Origin of the sequence: Mesorhizobium amorphae CCNWGS0123 (genome assembly GCF_001686985.1) — a bacterium.
Lineage (GTDB): Bacteria > Pseudomonadota > Alphaproteobacteria > Rhizobiales > Rhizobiaceae > Mesorhizobium > Mesorhizobium amorphae.
In genome coordinates, this window is sequence record NZ_CP015322.1 from 257,664 (window position 1) to 273,148 (window position 15,485).

A 15,485-nucleotide genomic window follows, 5' to 3' on the forward strand; every position below is an offset into this window, starting at 1 on the left:
CGTTGAACCACTTTCTTGCTCGCTCTTATCGAGCGGCCGTGAGTATCTGCTGACATACTGCGCCCACTCTGGCCGGGACGCAGGAGAAAATTCAGCCAGCTTTGCTGAGGTTGCCAGCAGAGGATTTGCCAGTGCGGCGGTCCTGTTCGACCTCATAGTTGATCTTCTGGCCATCAGCGAGAGTCGAAAGGCCCGCGCGTTCGACAGCGGAAATATGGACGAAAACATCCTGACCGCCATTGTCGGGTTGGATAAATCCAAATCCCTTGGTGCTGTTGAACCACTTCACCGTTCCAGTCGCCATTATACGCATTCCTTTGTAACAATTGTAACGTAGGCAGGCCATTGGGCCAGCCCGATTCATAGCCGAGAGTGAGGCTTAGCAAAACGAAAAATTTCAAGGCGCTGCTTGATCGCCCGGCGGGCAGCTGGCGCACGCCATCGCAACCGCCTACCACCAGTCAAGCTTTGTCCAGCGCTGCCACTCAGGCACGGCCGAAGCACCCGATCTTCCAACGCTCCGCAGCGCCCCGTCCATGGCTTGGTTCTTGCAGGCCTATCACGGGACCATCCGACCTACCGACCCTGGCAGGATACGTTGACGAGATCCAACAACTGCATCGCGCATGAGACGCACTTAGCGTGACGCCTTATTCGTCGGGCCACCAGGATAACGGCTGGGTGGTTCAGGGTGCCGTCTTCGTGCATAAGCCGCCTGGCAAGCGCTTGAAGGAGTTTCGCAAAATTGGATTGTTTCAAGAAGATCGAGGGTCTGATCGATGCGGCCGGCGCCGATGCGGATACGGCCGGCGCGGATGCGATCGATGACGCGCGCGATTTGCTGGGTCAGTTCAAGGATAAGTCGGAAACAATCGCCCATGCGATCGACGACTTCCTGCTTGATTTGATGACCTTGCTGTTTGTGGTGGAAGCCACCCGCGAGCGGTTCCACAATCCCGCGCGCCGGTTGGCGCGCACCAGATTGAGCAGGATCAGGCTGTTGTTGACCAGATAGGCTTTGCCTAACAGGCCACCTCGATTAACTGTCGCAGATCCTTGATAAGATCTGTCTGCGCGTGCGAGCGCGACTCCGCGCGCTTGAGCCCGCCACGCTCCTTACGCCTCTCGCGTTCAGCATCGACCCTGACCTGCTTATCAAGGACAGCGTTCCGCGGGCGACCACCGACCTCTCCATTCTAAACCCTCTGAGTGCCGGCCGGTTCGAGGCGCATCCCATCCCCCAAGGCAGCGCACTTAGTCGTCTCGCGAACGAGGACGATTTCATCCCAAGCCACAAGCGCGTCTCGGCGGTGTCCAACGTGCGACAATGTCGGCTACGCGACATGGCGGTGCCCAACTATCACCTGCGCCGAACGGTTTTCTGATCTGGCACGGTACCTGCGTGGTCATGCGCACACGCGTCACGGATCAAGGAGAAGCCGTCCAATGATCGCCCCACCAAGAAACACCGCCACAGGTCTCCTGGGCCTATGCAAAGATGGGGCTCGAGTGAGGCCTGGCACCATGAAGGCGGTTGCTCATGCTCTGGCTCGGTGCTGCCCGCCGAGCCGCCCACGGGGGGAGACGGGGACGCGGCGCGTTCGAGATGTGCAACAAATCACTTTGCCTCGAACCTTGCCTTTCAACCAGCCACCACAACTTGCGCCACCGATCAAACTTCGGCCCCACTGGCTGCGCAGAGCATTCGCTGCAGCCGCGTTGGTCCTCGCGACGACCGCTACGGCTGCTGCCGCTAAGGATGACGGCAAGGTGGCGGATTTCCTGCTCGACAACGGCATGGAGGTGGTCGTCATCCCCGACCATCGTGCGCCGGTTGTCACCCATATGGTATGGTACAAGATCGGCAGCGCCGACGAGCCACCCGGCAAATCCGGCATCGCGCATTTCTTCGAACATCTGATGTTCAAGGCCACAAGCAACCACGCCGCCGACGAGTTCGACCGCGCCGTGGCCAACATCGGAGGCTACCAAAACGCCTTCACCTCATACGACTACACCGCTTTCAACGAGACGGTAGCGCCCTTGGCCCTCGAACAGATGATGGGCTTCGAGGCCGACCGGATGCGCAACCTCATCCTTACCGACGACGTCGTCAAGACGGAGCGGGACGTAATCTTGGAAGAGCGCCGTCGGAGCATCGACACCAACCCGCACGCAGTGCTGGACGAGGAGGTCGTCGCGACGCTGTGGCAGAACCAGCCCTACCGCATACCGGTGCTTGGCTGGATGCAGGAGATGGAGAAGTTGAACCGCGCCGACGCCGAGGCCTTCTATGACAATTATTACCGGCCGAACAACGCGGTGCTGGTGGTAGCAGGCGATGCCGAGCCGGAGACGGTCAAGGCGCTGGCCGAAAACACCTATGGCAAGATCGCCCGCGGCCCCGACCTGCCGCCGCGCATTCGCCCAGTCGAGCCGGAGCAGAACACCAAGCGCGTGGTGACGCTGAGCGATGCCCGCGTTGCGGTGCCCAGCTTTTCGACGTATTGGGTGGTGCCTTCCTATCGCACGGCCGAGCCCGGCGAGGCCGAGGCGCTGGACCTTCTGGCTGAGATCCTCGGGGGCGGCAACCGCAGCCGGCTCTATCAGGAACTGGTGGTGAAACAGGGTATTGCCACCGAGGCCAACGCCTGGTTCCGGGGCACCATGCTGGACGCCACCTACTTCACCATCCGTGGCTCGCCGCGCGGAGATGCAAAGCTGGTCGATCTCGAAGCGGCTGCCGATGCCGAAGTCGCCCGGATCGCCAGGGACGGCGTCACCAGCGACGAGCTGGAAAAGGCCAAAGACCGCTTTGTCCGCTCGATGATTTTCGCCCGTGACAAGCAGGACCACATCGCCAACATGTTTGGCTCCACCCTTGCCACCGGCGGCAACGTGCAAGACGTCGTGGAGTGGCCGGACCGCATCCGCAAGATCACTGCCGATCAGGTCAAAGCGGTTGCCGCCCGCTATCTGGTGTTCGACCATTCGACCACCGGCTATCTCTTTCCCGAGACGGAGAATTGATATGATGACGAACCAACACCGCGGCGCCTTCGCACACGTCTTGTCTTCTCCGCTTGCAGGAGAAGGCAAGGCTGCGCGCCTCGCCATGCCGCTGGCCATCCTTCTCCTCGCCATTTTCTTCCTCATCCAGCAGGCGCTCACCGCCCATGCGGCGATGGACATCCAGGAGGTAAAATCTGGAAAGGGCATAAAGGCCTGGCTGGTGGAAGACCATACGGTGCCGATCGTCACCATCCACTTTGTCTTCGAGGGCGGCACCACCCAGGACCCGATCGGCAAGGAGGGGCTCGCTTATCTGATGACCGGCCTGTTCGCAGAGGGGGCTGGCGATCTCGACAGCGATGCTTTTCAGGTGGAGCTTGACGATGCGGGCGCCCACATGAGCTTCATCGCGCAGCGCGACCGCATCAATGGGTCGATGCGCATGCTTTCCCAACAACAGGATGCCGCTTTCGATCTGCTCAGGCTCGCGGTCAACAGGCCGCGCTTCGACCAGGAGGCGTTCGAGCGCATCCGCGCCCATATCTTCTCCGACATCATAGCCAAGGAACGCGATCCCAAGACGATCGCACAGGGCAAATGGCGGCGCGCGCTCTACGGCACGCATCCGTATTCAAGGCCGGACAAAGGTACCAAAGTGAGCCTCGCCGGCATAACGCCGGCCGATCTTAGCGCCTTCCACAAGGCCATTTTCGCTCGCGACGGGCTCCGTGTTGCCGTGGTCGGGGACATCGACGCGAAGACGCTCAGTAACAAGCTCGACCAGCTGTTCGGCGATTTGCGCGAAAAGAAGACGCTTTTTCCCATCGCCGATGTCGCTGCAGAACTCGGACAGCAGGTGGAGGTGAACTACGACCTTCCACAGACCTCGCTGCAATTGGTTTTTCCAGGCGTCGCGCGCACCGAGCCACAATTCTTCGCCGCGGTGCTGATGAACGAAATCCTCGGCGGATTGCCCTTCACCTCACGCCTGTATGACGAGGTGCGGGAAAAGCGCGGCCTTGCCTATGGCGTCGGCTCTTATCTGGTCGATAACGAGCATTCTGAGGAACTTGTGGTTGAGACGGCGACACGCTCGAACCGCGCGGCCGAGACGCTGAGCATCGTGCGTCGGGTGGTGAACGATATGGCGCAGAAGGGCCCGACCGAAGCCGAGCTCGAGGCGAGCAAGAAATATCTGATCGGCGCCTATGCCATCTCCCGTCTGGATTCCTCCAGCTCGATTGCAGCCACGCTGGTCGATATGCAGATCGACAATCTCGGCATCGACTACATCCAGCGCCGCCCAGCCCTCATCGATCAGGTGACGCTCGACCAGGTCAAGGCAGCGGCGAAGAAGCTGCTTTCGGCCGAGCCTTCTATTATGGTAGTCGGCCCGCCGCTGGGCGGCAAAGGATAAGCTCAGGTCCCGTTTTGCTTTCCTTCTCCCCTTGTGAGGCTGTTTCGCGTGGAGCGAAGTCCAGTTAGAGGCCCGCGGAGCAGTTTTCGGGGCCCTCGCCAGGCATTTATAGGTCAGGCGGTCGACTCTCGCCTGATTGCGGAGCGCTCCTCCTCAGGCAAGCCTCCTTTCGAGCGGATGGAGGACGCCGGAGGATTGTCTGCAATTGTAGGCGCAGGCCACCAGCGTGCACCGCGCGCGGGTGGCGAAGCCGACGACCGATTGTCCAGTTTTCGCCTCAGCGAGAACCGCGAGCCATCGACCAGAGAATTCGAAGTCCTTTCCCTTTTCAGTTGAGTACCGTGGTCTACCAGCCGTCTGGCCGAGGCCCTATAAGAAAGCCGCACCTGCAGAATACACCCCACATTCTGCCGACATGGATATTCGCTGCGTTGAGGAGGAATCCGGTATTGCCCCTGTGCCTGCCGATGATCCGCCACCTGAAATCCCCCGACCTGTTTGGCGCCATCGACCGCATGCCGGCACTTGGCACACCTGTTGGCGAGCGGACCTTCAAGGTCTTTAACCCGTCGACCGGCGAATTGCTGGCAGAACTTCCCGACATGGGTGTCGAGGAGACGCGCGCTGCAATCGACATGGCCTATGTCGCACAGGCTGAATGGGCGGCATTGACCGCACGCGAGCGCAGCGACATGCTCTGGCGCTGGCATCAGCTGATTATCGACCACGCCGATGACCTTGCTGCGATTCTCACCGCGGAGATGGGCAAGCCGCTTGCCGAAGCCAAATCGGAGGTCTCGCATGCGGCCGCGTATCTGCAATGGTACGCCGAAGAGGCCAATCGCATCTACGGCGAGACGATCTCGGCGCCGTCGACGGACCGCCGGATGCTGGTGATCAAGCAGCCGGTCGGCGTCGTTGGCACGATAACACCGTGGAATTTCCCGGCCTCCATGGTGGCGCGCAAGATTTCGCCGGCCTTGGCGGCGGGCTGCACAATCGTCCTCAAGCCCGCCGAACAGACCCCGCTCGTAGCTGGCGCAATATTCGCGCTAGCCCATCAGGCTGGCTTTCCCGAAGGCGTCGTCAACCTGATCTATGCGTCCGAAGGCGACGCTGTCGGCCGTGAACTGTGCACCAATCCCAAGGTCCGTAAGATCAGCTTCACCGGCTCGACCGAGGTCGGCCGGCTGCTGATGCGCCAGTGCTCGGACCAGGTCAAGAAGGTCAGCCTCGAGCTCGGCGGCAACGCACCTTTTATCGTCTTCGACGATGCCGATATCGATGCCGCGGTTGACGGGGCGATCCAGGCGAAGTTCCGCAATGCCGGACAGACCTGCGTTTCGGCGAACCGCCTTTACGTTCAGTCAAGCGTTCACGACGAGTTCGTCGAGAAATTCGTGGAGAAAGTCCGCCACTTATCGGTTGGGGATGGCTTCGCTCCCGCGGTCGACATCGGCCCGCTCATCGACAGGCATGCTTTGGTCAAGATCGAATCCCATATTGCCGATTCCGTCGCAAAAGGCGGTGTAATTCGATGCGGGGGCAAATGCATCGGCAAGGAAGGTACGTTTTTCCAACCGACGGTCCTCACCGACATCTCCAGCGAAATGATAGTGGCGCAGGAAGAGACATTCGGCCCCCTGGCTCCGATCATTCGCTTCGAGGATGCGGATCAGGTCGTGCGTGAGGCCAATGACACGATCTACGGCCTCGCCGCCTATTTTTACGCATCAAACCTGAAGCGTGTCTGGCGCGTGGCCGAGGCCTTGGAATACGGCATGGTGGGTATCAACACGGGACGTATGTCCTCGGAAGCCGCCCCTTTTGGCGGAATCAAGCAGTCCGGCATCGGGCGGGAGGGTTCCCGCCATGGGCTCGAGGACTACCTCGAAATGAAATATCTCTGCCTGGGCGGCATCTGACGCATCTTTTTGCGGATTCGCAGACCCGGTTATCGAACGAGCCACCTCCGAATGCAGGAGCGCTCCTCGATGGGAGCGGACGAACGGCTCGGAAGCCGGAGCAAAGACGCAATCCTGAAAGACTATCTTGGCTGGATGTATCTCTCGACGTAGACGATCGTCTGCATTGTCAGCGAAACGGCGCGCATGTAACGGAGGAAACGCTTGCGAGCGATTTGGCGGCACTCGCCGATTACATTAAGGCGATGGGGCTGTCGTTTGCGCGGGTCGGTTGGAAGCCTGCGCGATCGTGAACGCTGGTTGTGCTTTGTCCGGTCTCTGGGGCAGAATTTGAACCAGAGCCTTCCGATTGACTCACTTGCACTTCGGCCGACTGCCGCCGATCCCGGAAGGTCAATGCGAATGCCTGGGATCTTCCGGTTTTGTCCGAGCCTGTACCGGCGGCGCAGCCGTAGCCGTAGCGTGCCTACACTCGTTCCCTCTGCTGCCGGCAGGGCAACGTCCATATCGTCCGGATCCGGCTCACTGAACACTGCCTTGCCAATCTGATATGGTCCATGTGGCCCGTCACCTATGCATGAGGCTCGGCGTCGGCCGGCTTAACCGTTCCGTTGCATATCGGGTGACGGGCCGCTCTCAGGCCCAGCAATCATGGGGACTAGTTGCATGGGGAAACGCACGCTCCCAGAATAATAGGATGCCGACGGATCCAAAGGGCTTGGTCGGTCACGATGATTTCGCAGAAGGCTCCCGCCTTCCCTGCAGTGAAGGTGGACATCATTCCTTGGATGCTACCGCCGATGATCAGTAGTCGCCGAGTCATATCCCGCTGCCCATTTCTTCGGCCAACGGGTCGGACCAATTCTCAGTGGAAGTAGGGCTGATGAAGCCGGGATGCTCGGGGTTGGCGCGCGGCGCGCGCCCCAGAAGGCTGTCGAGGATGCGACGCGCGCGCCAGGCGAGCAGGCTTAGATTCGGATCAGCCAGTCCGCGCTGCCCGAGGCTCGCGTTTTGTATGAAGATGCGACAGTCTGGCGGTCCGTCCCAGCACACCGAAAAATCTTCGCCAATGGCCAATTCATTGTCGACCTGCTCCAGCCGGTCCGCGATCGGTTCCAAGAAGTCTGGCACCGCGTTCTGGTAACCGGTGGCCAGGATGACGATATCGGCCATGACGTCTCCGACAGCGTCCCTGCCGCGCTGCAGGGTCAGCCTGTGACCTGCTCCGGCGTTGATGCAGCGCGAAACGTTGCAACCTGGCCGCAGTGTGATGTCGCATGGGTTTGGCTCGAGAAATGCGTGGCGGTACAGCGCCTGATAGATAGCGCGCAACGTGCTTTCCGAAATCCCGTCCGAGGCGAGTACGAAACGCTCCAGGAACAGCTTACGCTCCAACTGGCTCATCTTGGCGAAACGATCCGAAAAGCAGGGCATGAACAACTCGTTTGTGAACGGGCTGTTGTCGAGGGGCAGGTAGTTTTCACGCTGCGAGACCCAAGTGATCGATCGAGGTCGCCGTTCTTTTGGCAGGCCGACAAGGTGCAACAGCACCTCAGCCCCCGACTGGCCTCCGCCAACCAGGCAGACATGCTTTCTCCGCACGTCAGGATCGATGTGCAGGACGGCAGATGAGTGGAACAGGTTGCGTCCAATCCAGCCCTCAAACTGAGGCGGAATTCGCGCCTGCTTGCCAATGCCGACCACGAGGTTTCTGGCGCCAAGAACCGCGTTTTCCGTCCGCACCCGGAACTCGCCGTCAAAGCGGATTTCGTGCACGGTCTCCCCGCCACGAACAAGTGGGTTCCTATGGAAAGCCCAGTTTAGGTATTGCTCAAACTCAGCTCTGAACACGGCCCCGAACTGTGCGTTCAGGAAGTGGTAGAGACGCCCGTTCTCATACAGGTAGTTCACGAAAGTGTAGGCTGATCGCGGATTCACCAGCGTGACCAGATCCTTAAAGTGGCTGACCTGGAGCTCTGAGGAATCGAAAGCGATGCCTCGATGCCAAAGGAAGTCGACTTGCCGATCCAGGAACAGCGCGCCTTGCCCGATTTGCTCGTGTATCTGACATGCAAGACTCAAATTAGATGGCCCAGCACCGACCCCAATGCAAGAGATTTCCACTTTGCCTTGCTCCTATAGTTTTCCCACTGGCGGCTTGTTCGCAGCGAGTATCGGCCATAGCCATTCGACTCCCCCTCGCGAGCGTTTTCGAGCCACGGTCCCGACCGGGTTTACGGAAATTGTCCTGCGGGTTGGGGTTGTCGAATGTAGCCCCCGAGCATTCCGGCCGGTGACAATCGACGGGTCGTGCCGGCGACGTGGGTCAGGAGGCATCGACGTCCATCCTTTCCGCCCGCCTCGATGACCGGGTCGCCGTCACCCGAGACGCTTTCCAGTCCCATTAGGTGTTTGAAGCCGGCGCAGTTGCCCACTCGACCATGACGCGCCGGCCTTTTGGCGGCTTGGTGGCGGGCGAGAACGCGGTTTTCCCTGCGGCGACGGCATTTTCGGTGCGCGTGATCATGGACGACGTCTCGCTGATACCTTCGGAGAATCCTAAGCAAGGGCCGTGCCAGAGAAGGAAATCTTATTAAAGCAATGGGTTGGCGGATGTGCGATCCTGTCGGGAATCCGACATTGAGGGGGCGCCTCACGGCGGCGCCCGATTTGCACGTCGATGTCGCCTTTTCCGAATAATCGGGCACCTTCTGCACCAGAAGACTTCTTATGGAGACCAGCACGATGGCTTCATGAACGGACGGTGCAGAACCTTATGTCTCTTGCTGGACGGATCGCGATATGCCTTGTCCAACAAGGTCGGCAGTTGCAAGAGCTGCCAGATCCTTCGCCCTTGAGACACTCCTCGACCAGGGGTTTGGCGATTTGCCTCAAAGGCAGGCGATTGCCCCCGTCGCCGATGTCGTCCGAAGCTCGGCCAGTTCGCGGTGAGCTTCACTGCTTGAGTTTTCCGCGGTGCCCACCGAGCTCGCACAGGAGACCGATCAGGCGTTACGGCTGCACTCGTTGTCGGGTCTTCGACAATGTCAGACATGAGACATAGCCCTATCAGGGCCATCTCATTGTTCTAAAATGATTTTCTCATTTGGCACGACACATGCTTGGCTGTCCGCAAACGCGCTGCGGCACGGACGAAGGAGAAATCATCCCATGATCACGCTCGCCGAACATGCGGTCGCAGCCGCGAAAACTGAGCTTTCCCAAACCGAAGGAGAACCTTGCGCTTGTTTCCCAGTCGACATCATTCTTCACGTTATCCGGACATGACCGCATTCGGTGTCCGCCCGACGCTGAATGCCCCGGACGATGATCCCGATTTTTGGCTTGGAGATGTCGAAGGAGAACGGACGCCTGCCTGGGCCACCTGCCAGTCGGGCAGGACCCTGGAGCACTTCGGTGGAACGCAATTCAAGCGCGACGACGACGCCCTGACGGCGATTTTCGACCGTCCTGACAGGATTCCCTTGATCAGACGCCGCAGCCAGTACCTCTACAATTTTTGGCAAGACACCGGAAATCCGCGCGGACTGCGGTGGCGGAACACCCCTACCGCTTATCCGCCGATCCTGCTTGTCGCCACAAAGCGGGACGACTGGGTCCATCCGGGGCTACGCGCTTAAGATGCCCGCAAAGCTGCAGACTCTTGGCTATCGCGCTTACTTCTGCGAGCCCGGCGCGGCGCCACGGCTACGGCAAGACAATCAGGAGCGGGCCGCATTCACTGCTCTGAACGACAACCTTCGCAGCGCGACCCACTGGCAAGCCGATTGTGTTCGATAGGTGGGCGCAACCCGGACAAAGGGCAACATTTCAATAAGCGAAAACAGGTCGATGATTGCGAGCAAAGCGCAAATAATGTGAGCACAATATCACACAACACGAGCACCGGCGTTCCCTCAACCTCAACTAATTCCAGCAGGATTTTTCATAGTGCAGTGCGTCATTTCTGAAGAGCAAGGAGAGAATATCATGGCGAAAAAGCGAATGGGCGTGGCGCGGGAGGTAGCAGCGGCCGTTATCCTCATTGTGATGGGACAGCAGGCCATCGCGGCGGACCTGGAGCAAGCTGCGGACGTCCCGCTGGCAGGAGCCTCGGTCACGGAATGGCCAAGCCCTTGGCAGGTCCGCCTGCGCGCGTTGGGTGTCATCACTAAGGATTCGGGCTACGTCAACGGGGTGCCCGGTTCCGGTCTTTCCTATTCGGACACCCTGACACCGGAACTCGATATCTCCTATTTCTTCACGGACAACATCGCCGCCGAACTCATACTCGGCACGACTTACGCCAACATCGACGGCCAAGGAACGATTGGCGGGCTGGGCAAGGTCGGCAAGGTTTGGCTGCTGCCGCCCACGCTCACATTGCAGTATCATTTTACCGATCTCGGCGCCTTCAGGCCCTATGTCGGTGCTGGCGTGAACTACACGATCTTCTATAATCAGGATGCTGGCAGCGCCGATGCTCTCAAGGTCAAGAACACTTTCGGCACCGCGCTACAGGTCGGATTCGACTACATGGTGGATCAGCACTGGGGGGTCAACTTCGACGTGAAGAAGCTTTTCCTCAAGCCAAACTTCGACGTCACCGTGGACGGCGCGAAGCTGACGGGGAAGGCCGCGCTCGATCCCTGGTTGATAGGCGCAGGTGTCACCTATCGCTTCTGATAACGAAGGCGACTTGCTGACAGCCGATCAGAAAATGAAGGGCGCCTGTGCGCCCTTTTTTCCGTCGGTCCTGCCCGAGCGAATCGACCCGGATCATTCGCAGAGGCTGCGTTCTTGCTCGTAGGCGGGAACGTGTCGAAATCCGAGCAACGCTCTGATCAGTCTTACCAATGAACATCCGACGCATAACAGCGGTGGGGCGACTCTTGAAGAGCCGTTGGTCGAGAGCGCGGGCTCGCCGGCTTCGGACCAGGAAGATCACTCCCGGTCATCGCGGCCTCCACTTTAGCTAAGCTAGACAACTCCGCCATCCCCTTCCGCACGATCCGTGACGGCCATCCCGGATCGGGGCATCTCTTGCTGCTAAACTTCATTTTGAAACGTTGAGAACCTCAGCCGACGGAAAATTCGGGCTCTCCGAACATGCCACCTTCCGGCACGACCCCAAGGCCCGGGCCTTCGGGCAGTTTGATGGCCGCCCACGACCTTCACGCCCTTGGGATCATACGTCCCCTCGATATAGGGCCCGGCCAGCCAAACGCCTTCCAGCAGTCGGGGTTGGACCGTGGAGCCGATATGGGTGCAGGCGGCGGCGATGATATCCCACCCCAAGCGTCGTCGCAGGTATGGGGCATGCTGCGCGCCTCGCAGATGTCACGGAAGGTGGCCATGGCATGCAACCCGCCGATCCGCGTAACCTTCATTCCGAATCCGTCGCAAAGGCCCGTTCCCGCGGCGCGGATGACGGTGGCCAGATCCTCGCCATTCTCGTCGATATAGATGCCGTGATGGACCTGCCCCCGGATCGCGGCGATCTCTTCCAGCGTGTGGCAGGGCTGTTCCATGATGAAGGGGATGTCCGGGCATTCCCGCGAAAGCCGCAGCGCGTCACCTGTCGTAAGGCCACGATTGGCATCGGCGGCCAGGCGCACCCCCTTGCCGCTCACCTCCCAGAGCTTGCGGAGGACGGCTATATCCACCTCCACCGAACGGCCGCCAATCTTGATTTGCAGGCGCGGATAGCCCTCGGCCACTTTCTCAGCGGCGATCCGGGCGATGTCGTCGGGCTCGCCCATGCCGGTGGCATAGTAGGAGGGCACGTTTTCGGTGACAGCCCCACCCAGAAGGTCGGCCGCCCGCACTCCATAAGCCTTACCCATCAGGTCATAGGCCGCGATGTCAATGGCCGCCTTGGCATAGCGATGGCCGTTCAACAGGCCATCCATTTGCCTCTAGCAGCAAAGGTTGCAGTGCGTTGGCGCCGATCAACCCCAGGGCCATCTCGGTCAGCGCGGCGCGGGCATCCTTGGCATGGTGCGGCTGATAGGTTGGGCCGACGGGGTAGGTTTCGCCCCAGCCGATAAGGCCTGTGTCGGTGACCAGCTTGACCAGCGTGGTGTCCAGTGACCAGACTTTGGCATTGGCCTATGGCGCGACAATCTGGGAGAGAAGCGCGCGACAATCAGGATGAGAATCTGGTGTCGCGGCGATGGCGATAATCGCGGCATGGATTGTCGCGCGCAAGAGGTTTGTCGATTTGATTGTCGCGGCGCGTCAATCAGGAAGCGACGTTCGCGGGTGTCGCATATGACGGCGGCCTGCCTGGCCCCCGCTTTCGCTCGATGGCCTCGCGCCGCCGATAGCTCTCGACATTCAGCTCGAAGATTGTTGCATGATGGACGAGGCGATCCACCGCGGCGAGCGTCATGGCGGGATCGGGGAAGACCCTCCCCCATTCGCCGAAGGGCTGATTGGCGGTGATCAGCATGGAACGCCGCTCGTAGCGGGCGCTGATGAGTTCGAACAGCACGCTGGTTTCGGCCTGGTCCTTGGTGACATAGGCGAGGTCGTCGAGGATCAGCAGGTGAAAGCGATCGAGCCGGTTGATGGCGGCTTCGAGGCCGAGTTCGCGGCGCGCGACCTGAAGCTTCTGGACGAGATCGGTGGTGCGGGTGAACATGACCCGCCATCCGGTTTCGATAAGGGCGAGTCCGATGGCCGAGGCGAGATGGCTCTTTCCGCCGCCGGGCGGGCCGAACAGGAGCAGATTGGCGCCTTTCTCCAGCCAAGTGTCGCCGGCGGTGATGGCCATAACCTGGGCCTTGGAGATCATCGGAACGGCTTCGAACTCGAATGTGTCGAGGGTCTTGCCCGGCAGGAGGCGCGCCTCGGCGAGATGGCGTTCGATACGTCGCCGGTCGCGCTCGGCCAGTTCATGTTCAGTGATCGCAGCCAGGAAGCGAGCGGCCGGCCAACCTTCCTTGTCGGCCTGTTCGGCAAACTGCGGCCACATACCCTGGATGGCCGGTAAGCGTAGTTCGTTGAGGAGCAAGCTCAGTTTGGCTGAATCGACGGCGGGGTTCGTCTTCATGCCGCATCTCCTGTCAGGTTGGCGCCAAGCAGGGCTTCATAGTCGTTGAGCGGAGCAAGGCGCACGACGACCCTCGGCAGTCGGGCGGGATCCGGCGCGAACCGTTCCCGCAAAGCAGCCATGTCGGGCAATCGCCGTGCCTGCAGCGCGGCAGTCAGTTGATCGGCCAGTTCGCTCTCGCAGCCGCGTTCGTGCGCCATGGCGAGAAGCTCGACCATGGTGCGGCAGGCCTGCCACTCAGGCAGTCGCTCCATGAGCTTGTCGAAGGTTCGCCTGTAGGCCTCGCGCGGGAACAGCTGGTCCCGGTAGACGAGGTTGAGCAGCGCCATCGGCTTGCGGCGCAGCGAATGGATGACATGCCGATAATTGACGACCTGGTTGTGCTTGCCGGTTGAAGAGGCGCGCCCGCGCGGCAGCGTCATGATCTGCGTGCCGCCGATGAAGATATCCAGCCGATCATCGAAGAGCCGCACTCTGAGGCGGTGGCCGATCAGGCGTGAGGGCACGGTGTAGAACACCTTGCGCAGCGTGAACCCGCCCGATGACGTGATGCGCACGGTGACCTCCTCGTAGTCGGAAGTGCGCCGGACGGGCAGTTCCTGAAGTTCGGTCCGCTCGATGTCGATGCGCTTGGAGTTGCGAGCATTCACGCGGCTGACGATCTCGTCGACAAAGCGACGGTAGGCTGCCAGGTCGTCGAAATCGCTCGATCCTCTCATCAGCAGCGCGTCATTGAGCGCTCGCTTGAGATGGCCGTGCGGCCCCTCGATAGACCCGTTCTCATGCGCGATGCTGCGATTGTTGCGGGAAGGCGTCATGCCGTAGTGGCCGCACAGTTCGTCGTAGCGGCGCGTCAGGTCCTCCCGTGCGTCCTTGTCCAGGTTGCGGAATGCCGCCGAGAGGCTGTCGCTGCGATGTTCGCGGGGAGCCCCGCCGAGCGACCACAGCGCATTCTGCAAGCCTTCCGCCAGAGCAACGAAACTCTCGCCGCCGAGCACGACATGCGCATGCTCGAAGCCCGAATAGGCGAGCCTGAAATGGTAGAGCCGGTGATCGAGCGTCTGGCCCGCGATCGTCACGCCGGCGGCGGCCATGTCGGTGAAATCCGACAATCCCATGCGTCCGGGTTCGTGGACCTGCCGGAAAATGACCTCCTGCTCCTCGCCATGGATGGCGCGCCAGGATCGAATACGGCGCTCGATCGTGCGGCGAATGCCGATGCTCAGTTCGGGATGTCGCCTGATCATCTCGTCGAAGATGGCGACCGGCCGGATGCCAGGAGCCGCCCGCAGCAGCGGCACGATCTCGGCGTCGAAAATCTCGGCGAGCGGATCGGGCCGGCGTCGTTGCCGCGGAACCTTCTTTTGTGACGGCAGTCTCGAATCCTTCTCGATGCGATAGGCCGTGGCCGTGCTGATCGACGCCTTCGCCGCCGCGACGGCCGTCGTATTGGTCTTCCGGAACTTCATGAAAAGCCTCAATTGGTGATCGGTTACGTGGCGGCCGGGCACAAAGTGATTCCTCCCCAACAGGAAAAACCACCGCATACCCGGTCGACCGTGATCACCAGACGACGCCCCGGAAAAGGAACGCGCCACCGGCGGGTTGAAACTCCAGTCGGGCTACGCCCTCCCTGCGTTCCAACCCGCCGGCATTCTCATCCTGATTGACGCTGCGCTCTCACGTTCATTGCCGCGCCGCAGCCATCAATCTCAACAACAAAAAATGGAAATCGCTACTCGACCTCAACAACCCCAACCACGGCCTGCTGCTGCCGATCCTGATCTACTGCGTCGACAAAAAGGGCAGGCCTGTCCTCGGCAAGCCCAAGCCGAGGGCCGAAACCGCGCGCTTCATCGAGCACGAGGCGTACAAAGACATCGCCCTCGTCATCCCCGTCCTGCGCGAACTCCACTACTTCACCCGTTATGACGCTCCGAAGTGATCGGCGCCGGCGCGCCGACCAACGATCGATCTAACCATCAAGACGATTTCGGGACAGGTGCCTTGGCGCACCGCTTACCATCGAAGATGCCTTGGACGCCATCATGTCGTCGCCTGTTATTGACGGGGC

12 protein-coding genes and 1 pseudogene are annotated in these 15,485 nt (G+C 60.6%); 7 read left to right on the forward strand and 6 right to left on the reverse strand.

Features of this window, described 5'->3' with window-relative positions; all coding sequences use genetic code 11:
- Positions 1-91 precede the first annotated feature (91 nt).
- On the reverse strand, positions 92-304 hold the full coding sequence (locus A6B35_RS31175; protein WP_006199621.1) for a cold-shock protein: 213 nt from the start codon (positions 302-304) through the stop codon (positions 92-94).
- 441 nt (positions 305-745) lie between these two features.
- Between A6B35_RS31175 and A6B35_RS31180 the strand changes: the two genes are divergently transcribed.
- The 4 genes from A6B35_RS31180 to A6B35_RS31200 all read left to right on the forward strand — a co-directional run bounded on the left by A6B35_RS31180 (position 746) and on the right by A6B35_RS31200 (position 6,354).
- Positions 746-1,015, forward strand: a complete 270-nt coding sequence (locus tag A6B35_RS31180) for a hypothetical protein (RefSeq protein ID WP_006199620.1) — start codon at positions 746-748, stop codon at positions 1,013-1,015.
- A gap of 704 nt (positions 1,016-1,719) precedes the next feature.
- Positions 1,720-3,030 (forward strand): M16 family metallopeptidase, encoded by a 1,311-nt coding sequence (locus tag A6B35_RS31190; RefSeq protein ID WP_006199618.1) that lies wholly within the window; start codon positions 1,720-1,722, stop codon positions 3,028-3,030.
- A 1-nt stretch (position 3,031) separates the two neighbouring features.
- The gene (locus tag A6B35_RS31195; RefSeq protein ID WP_006199617.1) at positions 3,032-4,429 is read left to right on the forward strand and encodes a M16 family metallopeptidase; all 1,398 of its coding nucleotides are present in this window, start codon (positions 3,032-3,034) and stop codon (positions 4,427-4,429) included.
- Positions 4,430-4,944: 515 nt separating this feature from the next.
- On the forward strand, positions 4,945-6,354 hold the full coding sequence (locus tag A6B35_RS31200; protein ID WP_244425831.1) for an NAD-dependent succinate-semialdehyde dehydrogenase: 1,410 nt from the start codon (positions 4,945-4,947) through the stop codon (positions 6,352-6,354).
- Between the two features lie 819 nt (positions 6,355-7,173).
- Here the strand turns inward: A6B35_RS31200 and A6B35_RS31205 are convergent.
- Positions 7,174-8,478 carry a lysine N(6)-hydroxylase/L-ornithine N(5)-oxygenase family protein gene (locus tag A6B35_RS31205; RefSeq protein ID WP_006199614.1) on the reverse strand — a complete coding sequence of 435 codons (1,305 nt, stop codon included), beginning with the start codon at positions 8,476-8,478 and terminating at the stop codon, positions 7,174-7,176.
- Positions 8,479-8,758: 280 nt separating this feature from the next.
- Positions 8,759-8,881, reverse strand: a complete 123-nt coding sequence (locus A6B35_RS37265; protein ID WP_006199613.1) for a hypothetical protein — start codon at positions 8,879-8,881, stop codon at positions 8,759-8,761.
- Positions 8,882-9,638: 757 nt separating this feature from the next.
- Here A6B35_RS37265 and A6B35_RS31210 point away from each other — a divergent pair.
- Positions 9,639-9,995, forward strand: coding sequence for a hypothetical protein (locus A6B35_RS31210; RefSeq protein ID WP_006199612.1), 357 nt, complete (start codon positions 9,639-9,641; stop codon positions 9,993-9,995).
- A 349-nt stretch (positions 9,996-10,344) separates the two neighbouring features.
- Positions 10,345-11,040, forward strand: a complete 696-nt coding sequence (locus A6B35_RS31215; protein WP_006199611.1) for an OmpW/AlkL family protein — start codon at positions 10,345-10,347, stop codon at positions 11,038-11,040.
- A 392-nt stretch (positions 11,041-11,432) separates the two neighbouring features.
- On the opposite strand, the pseudogene A6B35_RS31220 reads toward A6B35_RS31215, so the two are convergent.
- The 3 genes and pseudogenes from A6B35_RS31220 to istA all read right to left on the reverse strand — a co-directional run.
- A pseudogene (locus A6B35_RS31220) lies at positions 11,433-12,465 on the reverse strand (mandelate racemase/muconate lactonizing enzyme family protein); the annotation flags it as partial.
- Positions 12,466-12,598: 133 nt separating this feature from the next.
- Positions 12,599-13,411, reverse strand: a complete 813-nt coding sequence (istB, locus tag A6B35_RS31225; protein ID WP_065518361.1) for an IS21-like element helper ATPase IstB — start codon at positions 13,409-13,411, stop codon at positions 12,599-12,601.
- Entirely contained in the window at positions 13,408-14,922 is a 1,515-nt protein-coding gene (gene istA, locus A6B35_RS31230; RefSeq protein ID WP_065518362.1) for an IS21 family transposase, read from the reverse strand. Before istA ends, istB begins: the two co-directional genes overlap by 4 nt.
- Before the next feature lie 155 nt (positions 14,923-15,077).
- Between istA and A6B35_RS31235 the strand changes: the two genes are divergently transcribed.
- Positions 15,078-15,356: a hypothetical protein gene (locus A6B35_RS31235; RefSeq protein WP_244897192.1), complete on the forward strand. Its 279-nt coding sequence runs from the start codon at positions 15,078-15,080 to the stop codon at positions 15,354-15,356.
- Positions 15,357-15,485: the final 129 nt, after the last annotated feature.

Coding starts and splice junctions, on each gene's coding strand:
- A6B35_RS31175 (WP_006199621.1), bottom strand. CDS start 304: ATGGCGACTGGAACGGTGAAGTGGTTCAACAGCACCAAGGGATTTGGA.
- A6B35_RS31195 (WP_006199617.1), top strand. CDS start 3,032: ATGATGACGAACCAACACCGCGGCGCCTTCGCACACGTCTTGTCTTCT.
- A6B35_RS31200 (WP_244425831.1), top strand. CDS start 4,945: ATGCCGGCACTTGGCACACCTGTTGGCGAGCGGACCTTCAAGGTCTTT.
- A6B35_RS37265 (WP_006199613.1), bottom strand. CDS start 8,881: ATGATCACGCGCACCGAAAATGCCGTCGCCGCAGGGAAAACCGCGTTC.
- A6B35_RS31210 (WP_006199612.1), top strand. CDS start 9,639: ATGACCGCATTCGGTGTCCGCCCGACGCTGAATGCCCCGGACGATGAT.
- A6B35_RS31215 (WP_006199611.1), top strand. CDS start 10,345: ATGGCGAAAAAGCGAATGGGCGTGGCGCGGGAGGTAGCAGCGGCCGTT.
- istB (WP_065518361.1), bottom strand. CDS start 13,411: ATGAAGACGAACCCCGCCGTCGATTCAGCCAAACTGAGCTTGCTCCTC.